Raw genomic sequence first — 24,807 nt, 5'->3', positions numbered from 1 at the left:
TAAATATGATATCAGTAATAAAATAGATAAAAAGAAACGATAAAATCAAAACAAATGCATTTTTATTAGAATATTTATAATTTTATTCATTTTTATTCCTATATTAGCAATGTATAATATTTGAAAAGGAAAGATGATTCAACAAAGACCGAAAACGGAGGGCCTTTACGACCCTAATTTTGAGCATGACGCCTGTGGAGTAGGCTTTGTCGCCCATATCAAAGGGAATAAATCACACGCACAAGTAAAAGACGCATTGACCATGTTGGAGAACATGGAGCATCGTGGTGCTTGTGGTTGTGATCCCGAAAGTGGAGACGGAGCTGGTATCATGATTCAACTGCCACACGAATTTTTATGGGAAGAATGTATCAGCTTAGGAATACAGTTAGAGGAACCAGGGTATTATGGAACAGGAATGGTATTTCTTCCGAAAGAAGAAGGCATGAACAAAATATGTCGGGACTTGATTGAGGAAGCGGCAGTCGAAAGGGGTATGAAATTCCTTGGCTATCGTCCAGTACCAGTCAATCGTGAAGGTATTGGACCAACAGCGCTCAGTGCAGAACCTGAAATCGTCCAGTTTTTTGTTAGTAGACCGGACGGAGTTTCAAACACTGAAGAATTTGAACGCAAACTTTTTGTGCTACGTCGCCTGATCATTCAAAAAGTTAAACAACAACAAGAATACCCTCTCCCACTTTACTTTGCATCGCTTTCTTGCAAAACTATTATTTACAAAGGTCAATTAACAACATACCAAGTCGGCACCTATTATCTTGATTTACGCGATCCGCGTGTGGTATCCGCATTTGGATTGGTACACTCACGCTTCTCGACCAATACTTTTCCGTCCTGGTCACTAGCACAACCATTCCGTATGTTGGCTCATAATGGTGAAATCAATACCCTAACAGGTAACCTCAATTGGTTTTACGCTGGAATGCGTGCCCTTTCGTCACCTTATTTCACTGAAGACGAAATGGAAATTCTGCTTCCTATCGTTGATCGAGGTCAGTCGGATTCAGCCTGTCTCGACAATGTTGCCGAACTTCTTTTACACAGTGGCCGTAGCCTGACACACGTCATGTTGATGTTAGTACCCGAAGCATGGGATGGCAATACCCAAATGGATCCGTTAAAACGTGCATTCTACGAGTACCATGCAACCTTAATGGAACCCTGGGATGGACCTGCAGCACTATGTTTTACAGATGGTAAACATATCGGGGCAACACTAGACCGCAACGGTTTACGCCCATTACGTTATGCAGTAACCTCGGATGACCGTGTTGTCGTTGCTTCCGAAGCCGGCGCACTTCCAATCGAAGAATCAACCATTATTAAAAAAGGCCGTCAACAGGCTGGCAAGATATTTCTCGTCGACATGGAGCAAGGTCGCATCTTGACAGACGATGAAGTAAAAGATCAATTGATCAACCAACAACCTTATAGTGATTGGTTGGATAACTATAAAATCAAGTTAGAAGAACTGGAAGAACCTCGTGTCACCTATACCTATCTTTCCAAAGAATCCGTTTTCAAATATCAAAAGACATTTGGTTTCTCAAGAGAAGACCTCGAAACAATCCTGACGCCAATGGCATTAACAGGATACGAACCAACAGGGTCAATGGGTTCGGATGTTCCTCTGGCTATTCTTTCTGATCAACCACAACATATCTCCAGTTACTTTAAGCAATTTTTTGCGCAGGTAACTAACCCTCCAATCGATCCGATCCGAGAACGTTTGGTGATGAGCTTGGCAACTTTTATTGGTAACGCTGGAAATATCCTCATCGAAGACAAAAAATTCTGTCACTGCGTGACCTTGCCTCATCCTATCCTCACATCCAAAGAACTTGAAAAATTGCGTTCTATTGATACCGGATTATTTCAGGCAAAAACCATTCAGTCCTATTTCCGTTCAGACGGAAAGCCGGGTTCGCTGGAAGCAGGTCTAGAGCGTCTATGCAGATATGCCGATGATGCTGTACGTGATGGTTTTCAGGTATTGATACTTTCGGATCGTGCCATAGATTCCAAACACGCTGCAATCCCTTCTTTGCTTGCTGTATCAGCAGTTCACCACCACCTGATCAAAACCGGTAACCGTGGTGCTGTCGGTCTAGTCGTCGAAGCTGGCGATGCTTGGGAAGTACACCACTTTGCCTGCCTATTGGCATTCGGTGCTACTGCAATCAACCCATATATGGCACTAGCAAGTATTCGTACCATGAAGGAACAAAATACCTTAGATACCGAACTTACTTGGCCTGAGCTATCCAAAAACTACGTAAAAGCAGTTAACAATGGCTTGCTGAAAATTTTCTCCAAAATGGGGATTTCAACATTACAATCTTATCATGGAGCACAGATCTTTGAAGTACTTGGTATCGACAAATCTGTTGTTGATAAATTCTTCTGCGGCGCTGTATCTCGTATCGGTGGTATGACACTGGATGATCTTGCCAAGGAAGCCTTATCTAAACACTGGCGTGGATTTGAAAAAAGCCGTACGCCACAAAATCTTCTGCCAGAAGGTGGTATCTATCAATGGAAACGTCGTGGCGAAGGTCACTTATGGAATCCTGATACTATTCACTTATTGCAGCAAGCATGCCGGACCGGAGACTATGCTAGCTATAAAAAGTATGCAACCAAGATCAACGAACAGAAAGAACATATGTTTACCCTTCGTGGGCTATTGGATTTTGCTAAACACCGCAATTCCATTCCATTGGAGCAAGTTGAGCCAGCAAGTGAAATCTTAAAACGTTTTGCGACCGGTGCGATGTCCTTTGGATCTATCTCCCATGAAGCGCATAGTACCCTTGCCATTGCGATGAACCGCATCGGTGCAAAATCAAACACCGGTGAAGGTGGAGAAGATGAATTGCGTTATCAACCACTTCCGAATGGTGACTCCATGCGTTCGGCAATTAAGCAAGTCGCTTCTGCCCGTTTTGGGGTAACATCCAATTACTTGACACAAGCCGACGAACTACAGATCAAAATGGCACAGGGTGCTAAACCGGGAGAAGGTGGTCAACTACCAGGACCTAAGGTAGATGCCTGGATTGCGAAAACCAGACACTCCACACCTGGCGTTGGTCTGATTTCTCCACCACCACATCATGACATCTACTCCATCGAAGATTTGGCACAATTGATCTTCGATTTGAAGAATGCCAACCGCCAAGCGCGGATCAACGTAAAATTGGTATCTAAAGCCGGTGTAGGAACGATTGCCGCTGGTGTTGCTAAAGCGCATGCTGACGTTATCCTCATCGCAGGTTTTGACGGCGGGACAGGTGCATCTCCGATCAGTTCGATCAAACATGCCGGATTACCATGGGAACTTGGTCTTGCCGAAGCACATCAAACTCTTGTGAAAAACAAATTGCGTAGCCGTGTCGTTTTACAGGCCGATGGACAGGTAAAAACTGGTCGAGATATTGTTATTGCAACCCTATTAGGTGCCGAAGAATGGGGTGTATCCACAGCTGCACTGGTCGCTGGCGGCTGTATTATGATGCGCAAATGTCACTTAAATACATGTCCCGTCGGTGTCGCTACACAAGATCCTGAATTACGTAAACTTTTCTCTGGGAAACCCGAAGATATCGTCAACTTATTTACCTTCCTTGCTGAAGAAGTACGTGAGACCATGGCATACCTTGGTTTCCGTACCATCAACGAGATGGTAGGTCGTGCGCAGTTCCTGAAAAAACGTGAAAATATCGACCATTGGAAAGCAAAGAAAATCGACTTTACCGATATCCTTCATGTTGAACGCAATGAACCAGGACAATCATTATACAATACCGAAGAACAAGATCACGGCATGGCCATGATTTTAGATTGGGGATTATTGAAACAATCCAAGCTAGCGTTAGAAAGTAAAACACCAGTCTTTGGAACTTTCAAAGTAAAAAATACCGACCGCACTATCGGAACAATGCTATCCAATGAGATTTCCAAATTATACGGATCTGAAGGATTACCTGATAACACCATCAATTTCAAATTTGAGGGATCCGCAGGTCAGAGCTTTGGTGCATTTTCAACAAAAGGACTCTCCTTTGAATTGCAGGGAGAAGCAAATGACTATGTTGGTAAAGGCTTATCAGGTGCGCAATTGGCTATTTATCCGGTAACAGAAAGTGCTCTTGTACCTGAAGATAACATCATCATCGGAAATGTGGCATTATTCGGAGCTACCTCAGGACACCTATTCGTCAATGGACAAGCGGGTGAACGTTTTGCTGTTCGTAACTCGGGAGCTACCGCTGTCGTCGAGGGGGTAGGTGATCACGGTTGTGAATATATGACTGGTGGTCGTGCACTGATCCTTGGTCCAACAGGACGCAATTTTGCGGCTGGAATGAGCGGTGGTATCGCTTGGATTTACGATATCAACGATGATTTCCGCGAAAACTGCAACCTGGAGATGGTTGATTTGGATCCATTGGAAAGTGAAGATGAAACTGCGATCATAGCGTTATTGAAACGCCATGTATTGTTGACCAATAGCCGTAGAGCAGATTTCATCTTACAGAACTGGGCCCGGGAGAAAAGTAAATTTATAAAAGTGTTCCCTAGGGAATACAAAAATGTCATTCGTCAAAAATTAGTTGAAGCATAAAATAGGAAGCACAGATCATGGGAAAAATTACAGGTTTTAAAGAATTTGAGCGCGTGCTTCCAACAAAAGAAGCTGTTGAAGGCCGTGTACAGCACTTCAAAGAATTTAACAAAGGATATTCTGAGAATGAGCTAAATAAGCAGGCTGCACGTTGTATGGATTGCGGTATTCCGTTTTGCCATTCAGGCTGTCCACTGGGCAATGTTATTCCTGAATTCAATGATGCGGTATATGACGGAAAATGGGAAGAGGCATACCAGATCCTGACCTCAACCAATAATTTTCCAGAATTTACAGGTAGAATATGTCCAGCACCCTGCGAATCTGCGTGCGTACTAGGCATTCATAGCACTCCGATCACAATCGAAGAAATTGAAAAGCATATCATTGAGATTGCATTCAAAAAAGGCTATGTTAAAGCCCATAAGAGCTATTTAAAAACAGGCAAGCGTATTGCTGTAGTCGGTTCCGGTCCCGCTGGACTAGCTGCTGCGGCACAGCTGAATAAAGCTGGTCACGATGTCATTGTTTTTGAACGTGACGATCAGGTCGGTGGTTTGCTCCGCTATGGTATTCCGGATTTCAAACTGGAGAAGTCTGTTATCGACCGCCGGATTAATTTAATGAAAGAGTCAGGAATTGAATTTAAAGTAAATACAGAGGTCGGAAAAGACATAAGCTTCTACGAATTGAAAGCTTATGATGCCGTAGTATTGGCTACTGGATCTACTGTCCCTTGGCATATGCAACTACCGGGCCATGAAGCTAAAGGAATTCACTTCGCTATGGACTTTTTGAAACAGCAGAATAAAGAAGTAAGTGGCATCGACATTGATCAAGAACGCATTTTAGCCACAGATAAACATGTGGTCGTTATTGGTGACGGTGATACAGGTTCAGACTGCATTGGTACCTCCAACCGTCATCGGGCCAAGAGTATTACCCAAATTGCCCGTAAACCAACACCTGCGAAAGAACGTTTAAAAAATAATCCATGGCCAATGGACAAAGTGACATTTGGCACTTCCTCTTCACAGGAGGAAGGCTGTGAACGACTTTGGGCAACTGAAACACAAGAATTCATTCACGACGAAAATGGACATATCAAAGCCGTAAAAATTAAAGAAGTTCAATACGAGGTGGATGAATTTGGGCGTCGTACAAGATTGGGCGAATCTGAAGTTAGGGAAATTCCGGCCGATCTTGTTTTATTGGCAATCGGGTACAAACATACCGAGCAAAGACTGTTGGAGCAGCTTGGTGTGCGCGTTGACGAAAAAGGAAATATTCTAGCCAATGATAAAGATTACCAAACCTCTGTGGAAAATATCTTCACCGCAGGTGACTGTCGTAAAGGGCAATCATTGGTGGTCTGGGCGATTTCTGAAGGCCGGGAGTGCGCACGGAAAGTAGATGAATACCTTATGGGTTATTCCGAACTTGAAAGCAAAGATTTCCTAGCGGCCCAAAATGCTTAGCTATTGCTAATCTAATATATCCTTCTGCACAATGGGATTGTAAACCCATTGGCGAGAGTCGATGCTTTAGATTTTTCAATCAAATACAAAAACGCCTGCTGATTTATCAACAGGCGTTTTCTCGATACAACTAAAATAAATAATTACTTCAATGGAGTCTTTAATTTAATAAAATAGATGCTATTCTTATCAACGGTACTTATCGCTGGTAATATTTTAGATTTATAAATTCCCTCTCCCGTAACCCCAAAATCATCATCGTTACAAACTGCGATAAGTGATGAATTGATAACCGCCAAACCCTCTGCTTTGTCGTGTGGATATAATTCTTTGATATCCGTCATTAAATTGGCTACCAAAGTTTTGGTCACAGGTTTAATATTATATTTAGCCAAAGTAGTGACATCTTTTAATTCTTCAACGCTCTTACCATCAAACAGTCTCCCCTTATCGCCATTACTAGGGTCAGAAATATCTGTTGCTCCCGCAAGGTCTATATGGTAGATTTTTTTGAACACTTCACCACGTGTTGCCTCTGTTGCATATTTATCATCACGTTCCAACACAATAAAAGTTGAATTAGACACCGCAGCAATTTCACTTACCGCCTGCAAATCGGCACCTTCCATCATATACACATACTGCTTGGTGTTTCCTGTAGCGATATCCATCGTTACAATACGGATAACCAAAGAGTTTTTCACCGCATCTTTGGAAGGATTATAAAGAGGAAATTGCATAATACCGACCAAGGTCTTACCATCTGGCGTAATCGTTAGACCTTCCATTCCACGATTTGGGCGTCGCTTGGCAAATACCAATGGTAATTTCTTTCCCGTTGTCCAAGGATTAATCCGCTCAATCTCCTTTCCAGAAGCATCAAAGTGAACAATATGTGGGCCATACTCATCACTTACCCACCAGGAGCCATCGGCAGCTCTCACCAATCCTTCCGAATCAATACCGTCTTCACTTGGAGCCAATTTCTGACCGTCTGTCCCCCATGCCGTTTCTCCCGAACCACCTTTACCTTCAGGGTTCGGTAAGCCGTTCAATTTTACGCCGTTTTTATTCTTTAATTCAATTGCTGATTCAAAAACCAGCACATTATCCTTTAATCGAAATTTACCGATCTGAGGGGTAAACATCGGGTTAGCAAAAACTTTACTATTTTTTTCTGTACCATCGATATTCGGTCCCCGATCCGTTAATAGATAAAAGACTGTTTTATCATTCGGATCCTGAACCATAGAAGATCCATATCCACCATTATATACCTTTACTTCACCAACCGTACCCAATACTTTTGGATCTGTGGCTACGGCCTTATCCGGATAAATTAAATTGACAATTGGATCAATAATCTTTGACACATCGTCCTTACTACAGGAAGCACACAAAAGAGCAATCCCCAATGCACTGTATAATTTTCTCATAATTTGTTCTATTATCCCGCAAACATAAACCTCACATATTAGGCAATCATTAACAAATGTTTAAATAACTTACATCCACTGACCAAATCATAATGGTAAATAAAAATAGGTTGCCGTTATGGAATTTGCGTTTTCACTGCATCAAAGGAAAAATAGGCAGAGGAATTAGGGGACGAACAGTATTGACCATTGTCAAACACCAGCCCCTAATTCTGATGGAAACAAGCAGATAAACAATGATTCAAATGAAAAAGACAATATTAGCCCTCCTCACCCTTTTGGTATTTTCCAATGTGGATACAAAGTCTCAAATAAAACCCAGTCGTGAGGTACCCAGCTTAAAAATAAAAAATGAGCAACGTGTAGATGCAGTAAAACTCGTCGACCTAAAAGTGGCTGTCAGTATTTTTGGAAATATTGCCAAAACATCAATGACTATGACTTTCGAAAACACGACAAATCGGGATCTCGAAGGGGAACTTACTTTCCCGATGCCTGAAGGTGTTTCCGTTAGCGGTTATGCCCTGGATATCAATGGAAAACTACGCCAGGCGGCACCAGTGGACAAAAATAAAGGCACCGAAGTTTTTGAAAGTATAGAAACACGACGAGTAGACCCCGGATTGCTTGAAAAAGTAGAAGGAAACAACTTCCGAAGCCGAATCTATCCCCTACCCTCAAAAGGACGACGTACGATCCAGATTAGTTATTCGGAAAACCTAACACCAGAATCCGATCAGGCATTATATTATTATCTGCCTTTGAACTATAATTCCATTATTGAAAACGTCGAGCTGAGCATCAACGTATACCAAGGCAATAAAAAACCAAGCTTTACTGAGCAGCCTGATGGTTCCTTGGCATTTTCTGAACAAAACCATAACTACACTGCTACATTACACAAGCAACAGTTTAAATCCTCAAAAAATCTCGCGATTAAACTCCCTTTAAACGAAAACGCCGTCTCAGGATTAAAACAATTCAACCAAGATGGCAGTTTTTACTTTCTAGCCAATGCAAAATTGGAAATACCTAAACAAACGCAAAAAAAATGGGGCAACAGCATAGCCATTATTTGGGATCGTTCATTAAGTTCAAAAAATAGAGATCTAGAAAAAGAGTTCAGTCTCTTGGATCAGTTTTTCAATGAAAATCAGAATATATCAGTGGATCTAGGTTATTTAGATATTCGTTTCAGCAAAGCAAGGACATTTCAGATCAGTCAGGGAAACTGGGAAGAGTTGAGAAATCAGCTGAAACAAACAGTTTATGATGGTGGAACCGATTATAGCCAAGTAAAGAGCGGAGTACTGCATGGTGCAAATTATCTCTTTTTCAGTGACGGACTTTCTACATTTGGCCAGGGCAAAATTGTGCTTGATCAGCCTACTTATTGTATCACCTCTTCAACCAGCTCAGACTATGCTAATCTCAAACAAATTGCCCAGACTCATTATGGGAAAATGGTCAATTTGACAAATACAACGATCACTCAAGCCTATAACGCGTTAAATTCAATCGACCTGCTCTTTTTGGGAGTAAAAGAACAATATGCTTTTACGGAAATCTATCCGGAGAAAGGCTCACCTGTTCAATCCTATTTTTCTGTCTCGGGGCTTGGCAAAGACAGTGGGGCAAAAGAAATCACACTTTTAGTCGGTGATGGAGCACGGATAATTAAAGAGATCAAAGTTCCATTAAAACCCGACAATGGAGAGATCGATCTGCAACAGATCTGGGCACAAAAGAAAATAAATGCACTGGACATCCAATACGACGACCATCGGGATGAAATCGAAGCAATCGGAAAACAATTTGGCATTGTGACACGGAACACCAGTTTAATTGTTTTGGAAAATGTGGAAGATTATATACGTTATGCAATCACGCCACCAGCTGAGTTGCTTCCCGAATTCAATCGACTCATAAAAGAAGAGCGCATAGAAAAGGAAGAACGCGTAGCGGATTTATTGACACAGGCCCAGAATATCACTGAGCAACTTCAATCTTGGTGGAATACCGACTTTCAGCAAAAAACGAAATATCCACAACGGGATCGGTCAGGTCGGTCTACTGATACAGCTATTGCCCAAGACGCTCCCACTGTAAATATCGCTGTTCCCCCAATGCCATCCCGTCCCTCTGCAAGTCCAGTGTCCACACCGCCGGCCGTGGAATACAGATCAGCAGAAAGGGCTAGTGACGAGCGCGTGTATGCGGCAGCCAATTCAAGAGTTGCCAACGCAACATCCAGCGAAGTGGTACTAGAGGATATCTCATCCAACGACGCACTTAAAGAATCCGTTACTGTAAATGCTGTTCAAGCACTAGAAGGACGCGTTGCTGGAGTACAGCCCACCAGTACCCTCGGCAGCACAACCGGCAAAATAAGTATTCCCGAAATTAAGGAAGACAATGCTTACCTAAAGGAGCTCAATCAATCCAAAGATCCTTACAAAAGCTATCTTCAGCTACGGGATCAGTATATGGGAACACCTACCTTCTATTTCGATGTTGCCAACTTCTTTTTCAAAAAGGGAGATAGGCAAAAGGCCTTACTTATCCTAAGTGCGTTGGCAGACCTGCAAATTGAAAATGCAGATCTTTACAAGACCATTTCCTACAAGCTCCGGGAATGGGGAGATGTTGACAATGCGTTATATATAACCGCTAAAGTACTAAAATGGCGTCCAATGGATCCGCAAAGTCATCGTGATTATGCCCTGGCTTTACAGGATAAAGGTCAGTACAAAGAAGCCCTAGAACAACTTTATGGCATTTTGACACAAAGTTATTCACCCGAGGCCGCCAATCGGGACGATGGCATCGAGGAAATCCTTGTGATGGAGATCAACAACCTTATCAAACTCCAGAAAAGTGCAACAGCTAAAGCTGCTGTGGAAAAGAAACTTGTCGCTGACCTACCTGTTGACATACGGGTAGTCCTCAATTGGAATTCCCAAAATACCGATATTGATCTCTGGGTCACAGATCCAAATGGAGAAAAATGCTTTTACAGCAACCCCGCAACAGCAATTGGAGGTCGATTAAGCAATGACTTTACGGGAGGTTACGGTCCAGAACAATTCTTATTAAAAAAAGCATTGAAAGGGAAATATAAAATAGAAGCTGATTTCTATAACGATAGCTCCTTGACTCTGGCTGGCCCTGCGGCTGTCTTAGCTGAAATCTTCACCTATTATAGTTCAGGAAGACAGGAACGTAAACTCACCACAATCTACCTTGACCGTGACAAAGAAAGAAATATATTAGTGGGCGAATTTGTGTTTTAGTTCACCCGAAAGAAAGGATTACTGAGAGATTCAAAAAGAGCAAACCCTCTCCGAATTGAATAGTTGAAATAGAACTGCAAGAGAGTACGAGCAGAGTGAAAGAAAAAAGGTGTCCAGCTTTGCTGGACACCTCAGTAATCTTTAGTGCAATTTGCGGATGATAAGCTCTTTTTGTCTTTTCTCCAGTTTCGTCTTCACATAAGGATAGGTAAACACAGCACCAAGAACGATACAAGCTCCTAGATAAAATCCACCACTCATCGTTTCCTTCTGGCCAAAGATCAACATGGCTAAAAGTATACCATATACAGGCTCCAGATTAGTGGTTAATGCAACAGTAAAAGCGGATAATTCCTTCATGACTGCGACCCCCATCACATAGGCAACCGCTGTACAAACTACGCCTAATAATAATAAATAAATCAGATCCTGCTGTCCCAACTTCATCTCAGCGTTAAAATCTCCTGTAAACAACATAAGTATACTGATCCAAAAACATGCTCCTAGCATTTCATAAAATGTGATCAGCGTTGGACTGGATTTCTTGACCATTCTTGCATTGGCAATAGAAAATATACTTGCACAGAAAGCGCAACCGAGGCCAGCCAATAAACCAACCAGATAATGTGTCTCAAACGAAAATATGGTATAAATCCCTACAATAATCACCAGACCGACGACAATATCCAGTAATGCAATACGTTTTTTATTGACAATAGGTTCCAATATGGCTGTAAACAATGTCACCGAAGATAATGTGACCAGCGTTACCGAGACGGTAGATACCTTAATGGAATAGAAAAACAAAACCCAGTGTAAACCGACAACCGCCCCCACCATAAAAAACTGAAGAAACTGTTTTCTAGAAACCAATATCGATTGTTTAGTCAACAGAAAATAGACCAACAAGGAAATAGATGCAATCGCCACGCGATACCATACCAGATGAATAGCAGAAACAGAAATGAGACTACCCAAGATCCCTGTAAACCCCCAAATAAGGATTGTTAAATGCAGAATTAGAATATTCCGATTTAGTTGAATTTTAGACATATTCAATAGAATATAAATTATTTTGTAATGGCAATGAAACGTTTAGGAGCAGCACTTATTTTTCCCTTTGTTATAAACTGCTTAAGCTAATAATGATATGAATAGGAATTATTTTGGAGCTTTTATCGTCAGATAAATTGCCACTAACAAGAAAGTCACATTAGGGATCAATACCGCAACCAATGGCGGTAATCCTCCTTTCAGCGAAAACATGGTCGCAAATTGAATAAAAACAATATATGTAAAACTTAAGCCGATTCCGATACCCAAACTTAAACCAATCCCCCCTCTAACCTTTTTGGAAGAAAGAGCCACACCCATTAAGGTTAAAACAAAAGCGGAGAATGGATAAACATAACGTTTATATTTCTCCAGCAGCAGATCATTCATCACCCCAGTCCCCCTTGTTTCCTCTTTATGAATACGAATATTGAGTTCACGGGTATCCATTGCAGTAAACATATTATCCCGTAATTCAAAATCCGATGGTTTCATGTCCAAAGTCGTATCTTTGACCGTTCCTTTGTCCATTCGCTCATGTAGTCCGTTAATAACACGATTGGTGTATCCCTCAATTTTCCATTTTGTCGCTACGGAATCCCATGTGATACGGTCAGCCATCATCTTTTCCTTCAATGTATCCCCTTTGAAAATCTCCAATACAAAACCATAACCAGTCTTGGTTGTATTATCAAAATTATCAATATACACATAGCTGTTTTTATCCAGTTGCATATGCGTTGAGACACGAGAATTATCTTTCAATGGCTTCACATAGATGTTCTCAAAATCCACCTTCATTTTATTGGTATGCGGAATAATGAAGATATTGAACACCAAAGAAACGATAAAGATCAATGTTGCAGCTATCATATAAGGCCGTAGCAAACGGTTGAAACTGTATCCCGCACTTAATATCGGAACAATCTCCGTCTGATCCGCCATTTTTGAGGTAAAAAAGATAACCGCAATAAAATTGATCAGTGGACAGAGAAAATTAAGGTAGAATGGAATAAATCCAGCATAATACTCAAAGATAATCTTATCTAAAGGTGCCTTGTATTTCAGAAAGTCATCCAATCTTTCGGACACATCGAAAACAACCATAACCACGGTGAATATGGCCATCGTGAACACAAATGTTGTCAGGTACTTTTTGATGATGTAACGATCGATTAACGAAAGCATATTTTTAGATTTGAGTATTAAGATATGAGATTTGAGACTCTACTTCTGCAAGCCCAGACTCACATACTTTATCTATAATTTTATTTTTTTATGTGACTCTATTACAAACGTTGATCCAAAATTTTCACCATTTTATTTTTCCAGTCATAGAATGTACCAGCTATGATTTTCTCACGGGCTTGATTGACCAACCAAAGATAAAAATGTAAATTGTGTAATGAAGCAATTTGCGCTCCCAAAATTTCCTGTGATTTTATCAGATGTCTTAAATAAGCCTTTGAATAGAATTGATCGCTATGTAAATCACTTTCTGCTTCTATAGGAGAAAAATCATCCTTCCATTTTTCATTTTTAATGTTGATGATACCATTTTGTGTAAACAACATACCATTACGCGCATTACGCGTTGGCATTACACAGTCAAACATATCAACCCCTAAAGCGATATTTTCCAGGATATTTACAGGAGTACCTACCCCCATTAAATAACGTGGTTTTTCTTGCGGTAAAATATCACAAACCACTTCGGTCATCGCGTACATTTCCTCTGCCGGTTCACCCACGGATAATCCACCAATTGCATTTCCATCGCGATTAAAGGATGCTATTGTCTCTGCGGATTTTATCCTTAAATCTTTATAAACTGATCCCTGCACAATAGGAAATAATGTCTGATCATATCCATAAAGGGGATCAGTGCTATCAAAACGATCTACACAGCGTTTCAACCAGCGATGGGTCATATCCAAAGAACGACGTGCATAACCATAATCACATGGATAAGGTGTACATTCATCAAATGCCATAATGATATCCGCACCAATAATACGCTGCGTATCCATCACATTTTCTGGAGTAAAAAGATGTTTTGAACCATCAATGTGCGAACGGAAAGTAACTCCCTCTTCCTTAATCTTACGCACCTCTGTCAATGAGTATACTTGATAACCGCCAGAATCTGTCAAGATCGGACGATCCCAACCATTAAACTTATGTAACCCTCCGGCCTTATTCAGTACATCCAATCCCGGGCGCAGATAAAGATGATAGGTATTACCTAAAATAATCTGTGCTTCAATATCATTTTTCAACTCATGCTGATGAATGGCTTTCACCGTACCAGCGGTGCCAACAGGCATAAAGATTGGAGTTTGAATGGGACCATGTGCAGTTTCGACAACACCCGCACGTGCTTTTGATAGTGTATCTTGTGCTTGTAGCGTAAATTTCATTAATATTTTCCTCTGTGACTAATTATATTCCAGTAGACAGATTTTTGCGCATGTCTTTCATAACGCCAGTAAGACTGTTTTTCGTAACGGAAATAAGGTTCCGCTTACGGATATGTTTACGCCCGTCTTTTCCTAAAATATGTTGCAAAAATACTATAAAAAGATTTGCAAACAGGATGTTTCAGGAATAAATTATCATTTTCCTTTATAAAAAGATTGTGAATGCGCTTATCTTTGTGGGCTATGCTTGACCTACATGTATTTTTGGCCAATCTTCCATATATCATATTTGGGATATTAGGTCTTTTCCTATTGGCACAATTATATTACATCTTATTTGTTTACAGCAAATTGAGCAGGTATCAAATTGAACCGAATCAAACGGAAACCGATCTTCCTCCATTATCTGTCATTATCTGCGCGCATAATGAACAGGACAATCTTAGGGAATTTCTGCCCAGTATCCTCAATCAAGATTATACCAATTTCGAGGTTATTGTCGTAAATGATTTTTCCACGGACGAAACCCCTTGGGTACTTCAGGAATTTGATGAGCAATATGCCCATTTAAAGATTGTCGATATCAAAGAGCATATCCGGTTGAAACATGGTAAAAAATTCGCTGTGAGCATGGGGATCAAAGCTTCGAAATATGAGACTTTGGTCTTTACCGATGCGGATTGCGCACCTCAATCTGATCAATGGTTGAAAGAGATTGCTTCTGCCTTTAGACCAGAGACCGAAATCGTATTGGGCTATTCCCCCTATTTTAAGAAAAGAGGTTTACTCAACCTCTTAATCCGGTTTGAGACAAGCCATACCGCGATGAGCTACCTCTCCTATGCACTCAAAGGAGATGCCTATATGGGCGTTGGTCGAAACATGGCCTACAAAAAAGATCTCTTCTTTCGAAATAAAGGATTTGCAGCACACATGCATATTAAATCTGGTGATGACGATCTTTTTGTCAATCAAAATGCAACAGCAATAAATGTCAATATCGCCCTTGCACCAGCGGCTATTGTTTACTCAGCTCCCAAAACAACCTGGAAAAGTTATTATAAACAAAAAGCGAGACATTCTGGGGCATCCACCATCTATAAAAAACGCCATCAACGCATGTTGGGAACGCAACTGGTTTCTGCGGTATTATTTTACCTGACCCTGATTGCTACTACTATTGCATTTCCTGCTTTTTGGTACCTTCCCCTTACAGCTTACTTGCTGAGACTATTCGCCCAATGGGCCGTTTTTACATCTATTTACAAGAAACTTGAAGTGAAAGAGCTGATTTGGTGGCTTCCTTTGGTAGACTTCATCTACTATTTCTATATTTGCATCAATGGTTTGTTCAGCCGAAAAAAGAAAAAAATAAGCTGGAAATAATTCACCTTTAAAACATCACATTTTGAATCCTACAGTCGATATCATCTACGCCTACTTTCCGAAATTAACGGATATACAGAAAGAACAGTTTGCCAAACTTGCAGACCTCTACACTTTATGGAATAGCCAGATCAATGTAATTTCACGTAAGGACATCGATAGTCTATACCTTCATCATGTATTACATTCATTGGGTATTGCCAAATTTGTGCAGGAGTTAGCTCCAGGAACGCAGGTTTTAGACGTCGGAACTGGCGGTGGTTTTCCAGGTATTCCCATGGCGATCCTGTTTCCAGAAGTTAAGTTTCATTTGGTGGATTCGATCGGAAAAAAAATCAAAGTAGTTCGTGAGGTTGCAGCAGCATTAGGACTTAAAAATGTAGAAGCCGATCATATTCGTGCCGAACAATTAGACGACAAATACGACTTCGTTATTTCACGGGCTGTAACCAGACTCGGAGATTTTACACCTTGGATCCGAAACAAATTTGCAAAAAAAGACAAAAACGGAATTCCAAACGGGATCCTCTACCTCAAAGGTGGCGATCTAAGTGAAGAAATCAAAGAATCCAAATTAAAAGCTGAATTGCACCCACTCTCGAGTTACTTTAAGGAAGACTTCTTCGATACAAAATATTTGGTATACGTACCGATGTAGTTAAAGTTTTGCATTATCCATAGGAAACTGAAGTCGCCTATGGATAATGTCTACAGAATCTAGATAATATGTTAAGCACTTATGTATATAAGCGATCTTCTCATACCGATCATGCTCACGGAACCACTTTATAGCGGGTTCATAATATATTCTAAATTTGCGCAACGAATCTCCTGACAACTTACTGTATTCCTTCGTCAGCGGATACCATTCTTCCCGAATCAGATCCTGTTGGTATTCCTTTTCAAACTGTCGCTGAAGCTTTCTCGCATTCCGCCCTTTTCGACTTAACTTATTATAAAGCTTATTAATACTAAGCCCTACCCCACCTTTCTTGGGCAAGTTAACCATCTCCTTGCTATCCCCTAAGGCGTAAATGGATTTATAGCTTTCTTTTTTTTCGTTAAGCTTGTCCTCTGCCAGGCTATTTTTACGCTTAACCTGGATTGTATCTAATCGGAGTGTATCCTTTCCATTTTTCTTTTTTACGGTATCCTGCAAAACGAATTCAATAGGTTGAGCAAAAACCGGCCGATCAGAAGCCAAATAAACACAAAAAGCGATTAAAAACAGGAAACAAATACGTGCCATATCTATAATTGATTACCCGAAGATAATCAACAGGAAATAAGGCCGAAATGACTTTAACGATCTTTAACTTATACGACTTATTGCCCCAGTTCTTTTTTGATCTCCTCACCGATCAGGTTAACCTCTTCGTCCATGCCGAACATTGGCAACTCAGTTTCAGGATTCAGTTTCAACCAAGTGGTATCTGTATCCTTAATAATTTTCACATATTCCGTTCCATCTTTAAAGACAACATAGGTATCTTCCTCTTCCGGAAAAATAGAATAAATCACATCACCTAACTCGATATCAAAAGGTTCTTTCATTTCCATGCTAAAAATATTGTTAATCAAGCAAAGCTACCAAATACAGTACATTTTTTCCAAACAGGACCTCAATTTCTTCCCCATAAAAGAAAGTTCACATATTATTATTATCCCAACTGCAATAAGACAAATGAGCAATCCTGCTCAAAAAATCATCAGCCAGCGGCGATGATATGAAAGGTGCGGTACAGAAACTATGCACGACCTACCATCTCGTCGGTACAACAAAACCCAAGGGATGTCATGATCCAGCCTATTTCTGTAATGCTTTCATCTAATTAAAGATATTGTTAAAAACAACCTTCAAAACGAATTGCTTATTCTAATGAAAAGTCATACAAGATTTACAATTTTTCACTATATTTAAAGTACCCAATTATGAAACTAATCTATCCCATAGCTTTGACTAAGATCAAGGGCATTGGCCCTAGAACAGCCCGTAGTATCATAGCCCATAGTGATAGCTTAGCTGATTTCTTTTCTTATTCAAAAAAAGATCTGATGCAAATCCCCGGAGTACGGGAATCAATTGCAGACGCAATACGCAACAAAACATACCTCGAAGCCTGTGAAAAAGAACTGGCTTTTATTGATAAACATCGTATCAAAGCCTTATGGATCGAAGATAAGGACTACCCCGATCGACTCAAACAATGTGATGATGCTCCCCTCATGTTATATTACAAGGGACATGCCGCACTCAACTCAACAAAAGTGATCAGTATCGTTGGGACGCGGCATGCAACACATTATGGGCAGCAGCTATGCGAAGACTTTATGCAGGGCTTAAATGAAAATCAGGATCTACTGATTGTCAGTGGTCTCGCATATGGCATTGATGCATTGGCACATCGCAACGCCCTAAAGAAGAATCTACCAACGGTTGCTGTGCTCGGACATGGATTAGATCGGATATACCCTGCCTCGCACCGTGAGCTAGCATCAAAGATGCTCGAACACGGTGGCCTATTGACCGAATTTACATCCGAAACCATACCTGAGCGGGTTAATTTCCCGATGCGTAATCGCATTATCGCTGGAATGGCTGATGTTACGATTGTGGTAGAAGCAGCAATCAAAGGCGGAGCTTTGATTACCGCCGAGATAGCAAACAGCTATAATAGAGATGTATGTGCCTTTCCGGGATCCATTTACGAAAAGAGCAGTGAAGGAACCAACTATCTGATCAAAACAAATCGGGCACATATGATCAGGCATGTTCAGGATCTCGAATATCTGATGAATTGGGAAATCAGTAAAAAAAATGAAGCCAACCAACAATTAGCACTTCCTTTTAAGCTGGATAAGGATCAAGAGCGTCTTTTTAACCTCATTCATGCAACAGGACAACTGGAACTTAATCAGATGATCGATCAGCTTCAATGGCCACAGAGTAAATTGGCTTTGGTCTTATTGGAATTGGAAATGCAGTCACTGATCCATTCACTACCGGGAAAAGTCTATAAATCGCATGGACAACCACTCGTGGCAACCAAATAAATTATCTGGAGCTTACACAACAAGATTTTAAATAATACATATAATATTTCTAGAGTAAACAAACATAACACTAAACCAATTATTAATGAACGACAACAGTACAAAGAGCATCTGGAAAGTCATCGGTGCCTCTTCCATGGGGACACTCATTGAATGGTATGATTTTTTTATTTTCGGAAGTCTCTCCATCGTAATCTCAACGAAGTTTTTCCCTTCAGACAACCCGACAGCAGCTTTTCTATCTACATTGGCCACTTTTGCCGCTGGATTTGTCGTACGCCCTTTTGGCGCGTTATTTTTTGGTCGATTAGGTGATATTATAGGACGCAAATACACCTTTATGGTGACACTGATGCTCATGGGTGGTGCAACATTTTTGATCGGCTGTATCCCAAGCTATGCAAGCATTGGTTTTTGGGCGCCATTAATTGTACTGATCCTGCGTCTTTTACAAGGACTCGCTTTGGGGGGTGAATATGGTGGCGCAGCCACTTATGTCGCAGAACATGCACCAGTGGGACAACGCGGTTATTGGACATCCTGGATACAGACAACAGCGACATTTGGTCTATTTATATCCCTTGTAGTGATTCTTTTGACCAAAAACTTTCTGAGTGAAACACAGTTTGACAGTTGGGGATGGCGCGTCCCTTTTCTGCTCTCTCTAGTTATGGTCTACGTATCATATCTCATCCGTAAGAAGATGAAGGAATCACCCGAATTTAGCAAAGCCAAAGCTGAAGGGAAGACAAGTACAAATCCATTAAAAGAGAGCTTCGGAAATCGCTATAACCTCAAGTTTGTGTTATTAGCCCTATTTGGTGCAGCGATGGGACAAGGTGTCGTTTGGTACACCGGTCAATTCTATTCCATGAGTTTCATGAAAACAGTCATGCATCTCCAGTCCGACCAGGCTGATACCATTTTAGGTATTGCACTGCTGCTAGGCACACCTTTCTTTGTCGTCTTTGGATGGCTTAGTGACAAAGTCGGCCGTAAATGGATCATGTTGGGCGGCATGCTCCTTGCCGTGCTGACCTACCGTCCAATCTACGAATCCATGTACCAGCTATCGAATGTTCAACAGAAAACAAAATTAAACGAAACAACAGCATCGGGCACCGAACAAAATTCAGCCATTGTTACCGTCACCAAAAGTCAATATGACGATGGAACAGAAATGACCCGTTCAAAAATACAGCATCAGACAGGAGAGCTTAAAGGAAAAGAAACGATTAAAACAACCACCCATTTGGCCGGTAAAAATTATATCCTACTCATTGCCCTTATATTTATTCAGGTGATCTATATTACGATGGTATATGGACCTATAGCGGCATTTTTGGTCGAACTATTTCCCGTAAAAATCAGATATACGTCTATGTCCTTGCCCTACCACGTCGGTAATGGTATATTCGGAGGGCTCCTACCCGCAGTTTCCACTTACCTCACCACTAATGCTGAAGCTTCCAATACCCCACAATTCTATTTAGCGGGATTAGGATATCCCATCATTATAGCCGCTGTCTGCTTTATCATTGGCAGTCTATATATCAACAACAAATCAACACCTCCAAACCATGAATAATCTAAAAAAGCTTCTTGGTATTGTATGGATCCTTTTGGCCATATACACCGCATACTTTTCCATTTTTGAACTGGCATTACCCAAGATTTCAACAGGGCACCAAGAGGATCTGGTCTTTGGTATTATTATACTCTGTATTTTAACGCCGATCATTTCCCTCGGTTTGGGTCTGTTTGGATACTATTCTTTGTTGGGCGAGTATGACAGAAAGAAGATGTAGCGCGTTAAAAAATACTTTATGGCCATCTTAATGGATTATTTATGCCGGCAAGATGGCCCTCCGAACAATTTATTCTAATGAGAATCAGCACCCTAGAATAAAAAGGCATTTTTTCTTTCCTAAAACTATTTTTTTTTCTACTTTTGTGGCGGGTAAGTCTTCTACGACCAGCTCCCATTGACTCCCCCAGGTTGGGAACAAAGCAAGGGTATTTGGTTGAGCGGTGCGATAGGAGTAGCTTACCCTTTTTTTGTGCCCAAATTTTTGGTTCAATCCTCCTTCTTAACCTGACTTCAGCCCTTTTTTAACAAAACAATTTGCGTTCTAAACTGGTCTATTATTATACATCGGAATATTAACAAGTAAGCTTTTTTGACAAATCTATTGATTTACTGCCATTTACATTCAACACAATTATAATTGTATATAAAAGCATTTTTATCTAAGTTTGTAATCGAATAAGAACTATCGTATGAGTTGGTTTAAAAGAGAAAAAGCTGGTATTAGCACAGCTACCGCTAATAAAAAAGAAGCACCAGATGGCATGTGGAACAAGTGTCCCACTTGTAAAAAGCCGTTGTTGCATCTTGAACAAGTAGAAAACGACTATGTTTGTCAATATTGTGACCATCATTTAAGAATTGGCTCCAAAGAATATTTTTCAATTTTATTTGACAATAACGAATTTACTGAACTATTCCCTAATCTAAATTCTGGTGATCCACTGGAATTCTTCGATTCAAAACCATATCCTGAACGCTTAAAAGAAAGTCAAGCAAAAACAGGTCTGAAAGATGCGATACGCTCAGGTCACGGAAAAATGAATGGCAAAGACATCGTGATCGCTTGTATGGACTTTAGCTTCATTGGTGGATCAATGGGATCTGTTGTAGGAGAAAAAATTGCACGTTCGATTGATTACTGTATTGAACATAAAATTCCCTTTATGTTGATCTCAAAATCAGGTGGTGCGCGTATGATGGAAGCTGCATTCTCTTTGATGCAAATGGCAAAAACTTCAGCTAAATTAGCTTTATTGGCGCAAGCAGGACTTCCTTATGTTTGTCTATTGACGGATCCAACAACAGGTGGTGTCACTGCATCCTATGCGATGCTAGGCGATGTAAACATTGCTGAACCGGGCGCATTGATCGGATTTGCTGGCCCTCGTGTTATTAAAGAAACAATCAAAAAAGATCTTCCAAAAGGGTTCCAAACATCCGAGTTTGTCCTTGAACATGGATTTTTGGACTTTATTGTTGACCGTAGACAATTAAAAGACAAAGTAGCTACTTATCTCAAATTGGTCGGATAAAACGGACAAAAGGAAAGCTAAATATAAAAAAGCTCTTAAAATATATTTTAAGAGCTTTTTTATGCTCTAATTATTTCCAGATCCAAAATATTTATAAGTGATGCCAAAATGCCCAGATCTTCCTCTTTGACAAGTAATCGGGATCATCTTCGTGACGATAAGCTTCTCGCTCAAAAGAAATATGGAGATAGGCCTCATCAAAATCGCGCAAGCGAACAAAACGGATCGCAAATTCACACAAATACCAAAGGTAGAAAAACACAACCCCCAATTCCAATGCCTGGCGCAGATGGATGCGCTCATGGCGGATTAAAGCCCTATTATCTTTAAAAAAGCCGTATTTTAGAAATATAATAGGAAAGATAGTAATCGCATTAGCTTTACCAAAAGAGAATAAATTTGTCCAAAACTTGCTAACTATAATCATACGATCAATCAAAATAGGCTTCAAACCTATCCAAACTTAACTAATTTAGCCTTCATTTACAATGCAAACCATCCTGTACAAATAGCAACAGCATAGACTCAAGGTCTACAGCCCCTGCAATAAGGCATACAGGAGATGTTCATCACTTTTAAAAATCTGTTTGGAATCAGACAACAATTCGCTATTACCGACTCATTTTCATAGCTCTATTTCCTCCTGAGCTAAAATAAGAGGTCGCAAAATTTCTTTTTGAACTGGAATTTTTATTAAGTTTGCTATAGATTAATTGCGAAGATATGCCGTACAAAGAGCGTGAAATAAATAAATTGTATTATACAATGGGAGAAGTGACAGAGATGTTTGATGTAAATGCATCCCAGATACGTTTTTATGAGCGTGAATTTGATATTCTTCAACCCAAGAAAAATAAAAAGGGCAATCGTCTCTTTACGCAGGAGGATATCGCAAACCTCAAAATCATCTTCAATTTAGTAAAAGAAAAAGGATATACCCTACAAGGTGCAAGAGACTATCTCCGTGACAATAAATCCGAGGCAAAAGAAAATCAACGCGTAGTGGACTCTTTAGAGCGTTTAAAAAGCTTTCTTCTGGAAGTACGTGATTCCTTATAAGCAATCAAAGATACGCTGCCCTACGACTGACTACTGTATCCCAAAGATTGATTACTATCAAGAAAGAACACGAAATAAAACGACTTCTGCTTTTCACTTAAAATCATATATTTATAGTATTGTAATCCATTGTGTAATATAATCTATAAAAAGCAAGCCTATGAAGATCGTTATAAAAAGAATTTACGATCTACCGTCACCCGATGATGGTTATCGTATGCTTATTGACAGGCTTTGGCCACGTGGAATGACCAAAGAAAAAGCCAGTTTGTCTGAATGGAATAAAGACCTATCCCCCTCCTCAGAGCTCCGTATTTGGTTTCACCAAAACCCAGATCTATGGCATGATTTTGCAAAAAAATATAGAGAAGAACTGGACCAGCAGGGCTTTGGAAAAAAATGGCTGGAAGCCCATAGGCAACAAACCGTCACCACATTGCTGTATGCAGCTAACAACAAAATACACACACATGCCACAGTTTTGCAGCAATATCTACAGGACCTTCAATTGACGATGTAATCGATATGCTTACGGATTGCTGCATTGGGCTAACGGCAGCAATTTTTCTGGCAAATAAAATCTGATCTATAGCAGTCTATAAATAGCTCTTTTATTGGCTATCTCTCCTTGAGTTCAATAACTTCTAGGTTATCGATCTTATCTTTATTGATCTCAAAGCGCATGAGTGTTCTTACTTTATGCCAACCATGTTTTCCTGCAGCTCCCGGATTGAGATGAAGACAACTGATTTTCGGGTCAAACACAACTTTAAGAATATGGGAGTGTCCTGTGATAAACAACTTAGGTGGATTTGCTATTAACTCCGCCTTTATCCGTGCTGCATACTTGCCAGGGTAACCACCTATATGGGTCATAAAAACCTCTACCTCCTCACATGTAAACCGCAAATCTTCGGGAAAACGTAACCGCAGATCTCTTCCATCTATGTTTCCATATACCCCACGCAAAGGCTTAAAAGCTTCCAATTGATCTGCTACATTAGCCTCGCCAAAATCCCCTGCATGCCAAATTTCATCACAATCAGCAAAGTATTTGAATACAGATTCATCTAAATAAGAATGTGTATCCGAAAGAAGTCCAATTTTTGTCATAGTTTAGAAAGCTAAAAAATAAGGCGCCAAGGCATTTTTGTATGATTCCGAGTAAACACCCTTAGATTGATAAATCACAAATTCAGCTTGATCAATCGCTGTGGTTTGCAGACGCCCAAAGGTCACAATCTTCCGAATAACAGGAGCCCCATCAAATGATCTTATCTGAATTTCAGCAGTACAATGCAATCCATGATCAATCGCCAATGCGGTTAGGGTTTCTGCAAGTTGTGTAGGGAGAATCAAAACAAGTTTACCCCCGGAAGTTAAATGCAACGACGCGAAGTGCAGCAATTCACGGAAAAAATCCAGATCACTGTGTCGGGCCAATTTCTTCCGCGCATCTGGATTATGCAACGAATCTGTATAAAAAGGAGGATTCGATACAATTAGATCATAGTGTTCGCCTGTTTGCAATTGTTGAAATGACTTGGCATGCAATACAAGACGGCTCTGAAAAATCGAATTACTGAAGTTTCTGCTCGCCATCTCCGCGGCCAATGCATCTATTTCTACAGCCTCTATGTGGCTATCTATCAAGCGCTGAGCCAACATGAGAGCAATCACGCCAGTACCGGTACCTACATCCAACACACGCTTTGCACCCTTTGTATCAACCAATGATGCCAGCAATACCCCATCCGTATTGATCTTCATCGCACAATTGGATTGATCAACTTCAAATTGTTTAAATCGAAATATTGACGCCATGAGCCAAAGATAAAACTTTTGGAATGTTTGCTG

Annotated in this window: 20 protein-coding genes and 1 other RNA gene; 12 read left to right on the top strand and 9 right to left on the bottom strand. The window is 40.5% G+C overall.

Going from position 1 to position 24,807, the window contains the following annotated elements; genetic code table 11:
• The first annotated feature begins 133 nt into the window (after positions 1-133).
• Positions 134-4,648, top strand: coding sequence for a glutamate synthase large subunit (gene gltB, locus ABFX33_RS09855; RefSeq protein ID WP_346085828.1), 4,515 nt, complete (start codon positions 134-136; stop codon positions 4,646-4,648).
• A gap of 17 nt (positions 4,649-4,665) precedes the next feature.
• A complete protein-coding gene (locus ABFX33_RS09850) occupies positions 4,666-6,126 on the top strand; it encodes a glutamate synthase subunit beta (RefSeq protein WP_346085827.1) in 1,461 nt (486 codons plus the stop codon).
• Between the two features lie 143 nt (positions 6,127-6,269).
• Here the strand turns inward: ABFX33_RS09850 and ABFX33_RS09845 are convergent, their stop codons facing one another.
• Positions 6,270-7,562, bottom strand: a complete 1,293-nt coding sequence (locus tag ABFX33_RS09845; protein WP_346085825.1) for an esterase-like activity of phytase family protein — start codon at positions 7,560-7,562, stop codon at positions 6,270-6,272.
• A gap of 245 nt (positions 7,563-7,807) precedes the next feature.
• Here ABFX33_RS09845 and ABFX33_RS09840 point away from each other — a divergent pair, with 245 nt between their 5' ends.
• On the top strand, positions 7,808-10,855 hold the full coding sequence (locus tag ABFX33_RS09840; protein WP_346085823.1) for a VIT domain-containing protein: 3,048 nt from the start codon (positions 7,808-7,810) through the stop codon (positions 10,853-10,855).
• Positions 10,856-10,996: 141 nt separating this feature from the next.
• Here ABFX33_RS09840 and ABFX33_RS09835 read toward each other — a convergent pair whose 3' ends face one another.
• The 3 genes from ABFX33_RS09835 to tgt form a co-directional block, all read right to left on the bottom strand.
• A complete protein-coding gene (locus ABFX33_RS09835) occupies positions 10,997-11,908 on the bottom strand; it encodes a DMT family transporter (protein ID WP_346085821.1) in 912 nt (303 codons plus the stop codon).
• A 108-nt stretch (positions 11,909-12,016) separates the two neighbouring features.
• On the bottom strand, positions 12,017-13,096 hold the full coding sequence (locus ABFX33_RS09830; protein ID WP_346085819.1) for an LptF/LptG family permease: 1,080 nt from the start codon (positions 13,094-13,096) through the stop codon (positions 12,017-12,019).
• Between the two features lie 101 nt (positions 13,097-13,197).
• A complete protein-coding gene (gene tgt, locus ABFX33_RS09825; protein WP_346085817.1) occupies positions 13,198-14,328 on the bottom strand; it encodes a tRNA guanosine(34) transglycosylase Tgt in 1,131 nt (376 codons plus the stop codon).
• 222 nt (positions 14,329-14,550) lie between these two features.
• On the opposite strand from tgt, the gene ABFX33_RS09820 reads away from it, so the two are divergent.
• Both ABFX33_RS09820 and rsmG read left to right on the top strand, forming a co-directional pair.
• The gene (locus ABFX33_RS09820; protein WP_346085815.1) at positions 14,551-15,714 is read left to right on the top strand and encodes a glycosyltransferase; all 1,164 of its coding nucleotides are present in this window, start codon (positions 14,551-14,553) and stop codon (positions 15,712-15,714) included.
• A 22-nt stretch (positions 15,715-15,736) separates the two neighbouring features.
• On the top strand, positions 15,737-16,372 hold the full coding sequence (gene rsmG / locus ABFX33_RS09815; protein WP_120261509.1) for a 16S rRNA (guanine(527)-N(7))-methyltransferase RsmG: 636 nt from the start codon (positions 15,737-15,739) through the stop codon (positions 16,370-16,372).
• Here rsmG and ABFX33_RS09810 read toward each other — a convergent pair whose 3' ends face one another.
• Positions 16,373-16,963, bottom strand: a complete 591-nt coding sequence (locus ABFX33_RS09810) for a hypothetical protein (RefSeq protein WP_346085813.1) — start codon at positions 16,961-16,963, stop codon at positions 16,373-16,375.
• A 77-nt stretch (positions 16,964-17,040) separates the two neighbouring features.
• Positions 17,041-17,274: a hypothetical protein gene (locus tag ABFX33_RS09805; RefSeq protein ID WP_346085811.1), complete on the bottom strand. Its 234-nt coding sequence runs from the start codon at positions 17,272-17,274 to the stop codon at positions 17,041-17,043.
• Between the two features lie 372 nt (positions 17,275-17,646).
• On the opposite strand from ABFX33_RS09805, the gene dprA reads away from it, so the two are divergent.
• The 5 genes from dprA to accD all read left to right on the top strand — a co-directional run bounded on the left by dprA (position 17,647) and on the right by accD (position 21,891).
• The gene (gene dprA, locus ABFX33_RS09800; RefSeq protein ID WP_346085810.1) at positions 17,647-18,768 is read left to right on the top strand and encodes a DNA-processing protein DprA; all 1,122 of its coding nucleotides are present in this window, start codon (positions 17,647-17,649) and stop codon (positions 18,766-18,768) included.
• Positions 18,769-18,853: 85 nt separating this feature from the next.
• A complete protein-coding gene (locus tag ABFX33_RS09795; RefSeq protein ID WP_346085808.1) occupies positions 18,854-20,356 on the top strand; it encodes an MFS transporter in 1,503 nt (500 codons plus the stop codon).
• Positions 20,349-20,576 (top strand): DUF6814 family protein, encoded by a 228-nt coding sequence (locus ABFX33_RS09790; protein ID WP_104384975.1) that lies wholly within the window; start codon positions 20,349-20,351, stop codon positions 20,574-20,576. Before ABFX33_RS09795 ends, ABFX33_RS09790 begins: the two co-directional genes overlap by 8 nt.
• Positions 20,577-20,726: 150 nt before the next feature.
• Positions 20,727-20,824, top strand: an RNA gene (ffs, locus tag ABFX33_RS09785) — signal recognition particle sRNA small type.
• 224 nt (positions 20,825-21,048) lie between these two features.
• Positions 21,049-21,891 carry an acetyl-CoA carboxylase, carboxyltransferase subunit beta gene (gene accD, locus ABFX33_RS09780; protein ID WP_120261504.1) on the top strand — a complete coding sequence of 281 codons (843 nt, stop codon included), beginning with the start codon at positions 21,049-21,051 and terminating at the stop codon, positions 21,889-21,891.
• 91 nt (positions 21,892-21,982) lie between these two features.
• Here the strand turns inward: accD and ABFX33_RS09775 are convergent, their stop codons facing one another.
• A complete protein-coding gene (locus tag ABFX33_RS09775) occupies positions 21,983-22,318 on the bottom strand; it encodes a hypothetical protein (protein WP_346085806.1) in 336 nt (111 codons plus the stop codon).
• A gap of 296 nt (positions 22,319-22,614) precedes the next feature.
• On the opposite strand from ABFX33_RS09775, the gene ABFX33_RS09770 reads away from it, so the two are divergent.
• Both ABFX33_RS09770 and ABFX33_RS09765 read left to right on the top strand, forming a co-directional pair.
• Positions 22,615-22,950, top strand: a complete 336-nt coding sequence (locus ABFX33_RS09770) for a MerR family transcriptional regulator (RefSeq protein ID WP_077437903.1) — start codon at positions 22,615-22,617, stop codon at positions 22,948-22,950.
• A 160-nt stretch (positions 22,951-23,110) separates the two neighbouring features.
• The gene (locus ABFX33_RS09765) at positions 23,111-23,470 is read left to right on the top strand and encodes a DUF488 domain-containing protein (RefSeq protein ID WP_346085804.1); all 360 of its coding nucleotides are present in this window, start codon (positions 23,111-23,113) and stop codon (positions 23,468-23,470) included.
• Between the two features lie 98 nt (positions 23,471-23,568).
• On the opposite strand, the gene ABFX33_RS09760 is transcribed toward ABFX33_RS09765, so the two are convergent.
• On the bottom strand, positions 23,569-24,063 hold the full coding sequence (locus ABFX33_RS09760; RefSeq protein WP_346085802.1) for a metallophosphoesterase family protein: 495 nt from the start codon (positions 24,061-24,063) through the stop codon (positions 23,569-23,571).
• 3 nt (positions 24,064-24,066) lie between these two features.
• Positions 24,067-24,774: a tRNA1(Val) (adenine(37)-N6)-methyltransferase gene (locus ABFX33_RS09755; RefSeq protein WP_346085800.1), complete on the bottom strand. Its 708-nt coding sequence runs from the start codon at positions 24,772-24,774 to the stop codon at positions 24,067-24,069.
• Between the last annotated feature and the right edge of the window lie 33 nt (positions 24,775-24,807).

This window comes from Sphingobacterium ginsenosidimutans (genome assembly GCF_039536865.1).
Classification (GTDB): domain Bacteria; phylum Bacteroidota; class Bacteroidia; order Sphingobacteriales; family Sphingobacteriaceae; genus Sphingobacterium; species Sphingobacterium detergens.
The sequence above is the reverse complement of the archived record's forward strand: the minus strand, read 5'-3'. Positions and strand labels throughout refer to the sequence as shown.

What these genes read in the sequence shown, in the direction of transcription:
- gltB (WP_346085828.1), top strand. Translation starts at nt 134, where the DNA reads ATGATTCAACAAAGACCGAAAACGGAGGGCCTTTACGACCCTAATTTT.
- ABFX33_RS09850 (WP_346085827.1), top strand. Translation starts at nt 4,666, where the DNA reads ATGGGAAAAATTACAGGTTTTAAAGAATTTGAGCGCGTGCTTCCAACA.
- ABFX33_RS09845 (WP_346085825.1), bottom strand. Translation starts at nt 7,562, where the DNA reads ATGAGAAAATTATACAGTGCATTGGGGATTGCTCTTTTGTGTGCTTCC.
- ABFX33_RS09840 (WP_346085823.1), top strand. Translation starts at nt 7,808, where the DNA reads ATGAAAAAGACAATATTAGCCCTCCTCACCCTTTTGGTATTTTCCAAT.
- ABFX33_RS09835 (WP_346085821.1), bottom strand. Translation starts at nt 11,908, where the DNA reads ATGTCTAAAATTCAACTAAATCGGAATATTCTAATTCTGCATTTAACA.
- ABFX33_RS09830 (WP_346085819.1), bottom strand. Translation starts at nt 13,096, where the DNA reads ATGCTTTCGTTAATCGATCGTTACATCATCAAAAAGTACCTGACAACA.
- tgt (WP_346085817.1), bottom strand. Translation starts at nt 14,328, where the DNA reads ATGAAATTTACGCTACAAGCACAAGATACACTATCAAAAGCACGTGCG.
- ABFX33_RS09820 (WP_346085815.1), top strand. Translation starts at nt 14,551, where the DNA reads ATGCGCTTATCTTTGTGGGCTATGCTTGACCTACATGTATTTTTGGCC.
- ABFX33_RS09810 (WP_346085813.1), bottom strand. Translation starts at nt 16,963, where the DNA reads ATGGCACGTATTTGTTTCCTGTTTTTAATCGCTTTTTGTGTTTATTTG.
- ABFX33_RS09805 (WP_346085811.1), bottom strand. Translation starts at nt 17,274, where the DNA reads ATGGAAATGAAAGAACCTTTTGATATCGAGTTAGGTGATGTGATTTAT.
- dprA (WP_346085810.1), top strand. Translation starts at nt 17,647, where the DNA reads ATGAAACTAATCTATCCCATAGCTTTGACTAAGATCAAGGGCATTGGC.
- ABFX33_RS09795 (WP_346085808.1), top strand. Translation starts at nt 18,854, where the DNA reads ATGAACGACAACAGTACAAAGAGCATCTGGAAAGTCATCGGTGCCTCT.
- ABFX33_RS09790 (WP_104384975.1), top strand. Translation starts at nt 20,349, where the DNA reads ATGAATAATCTAAAAAAGCTTCTTGGTATTGTATGGATCCTTTTGGCC.
- accD (WP_120261504.1), top strand. Translation starts at nt 21,049, where the DNA reads ATGAGTTGGTTTAAAAGAGAAAAAGCTGGTATTAGCACAGCTACCGCT.
- ABFX33_RS09775 (WP_346085806.1), bottom strand. Translation starts at nt 22,318, where the DNA reads ATGATTATAGTTAGCAAGTTTTGGACAAATTTATTCTCTTTTGGTAAA.
- ABFX33_RS09770 (WP_077437903.1), top strand. Translation starts at nt 22,615, where the DNA reads ATGCCGTACAAAGAGCGTGAAATAAATAAATTGTATTATACAATGGGA.
- ABFX33_RS09765 (WP_346085804.1), top strand. Translation starts at nt 23,111, where the DNA reads ATGAAGATCGTTATAAAAAGAATTTACGATCTACCGTCACCCGATGAT.
- ABFX33_RS09760 (WP_346085802.1), bottom strand. Translation starts at nt 24,063, where the DNA reads ATGACAAAAATTGGACTTCTTTCGGATACACATTCTTATTTAGATGAA.
- ABFX33_RS09755 (WP_346085800.1), bottom strand. Translation starts at nt 24,774, where the DNA reads ATGGCGTCAATATTTCGATTTAAACAATTTGAAGTTGATCAATCCAAT.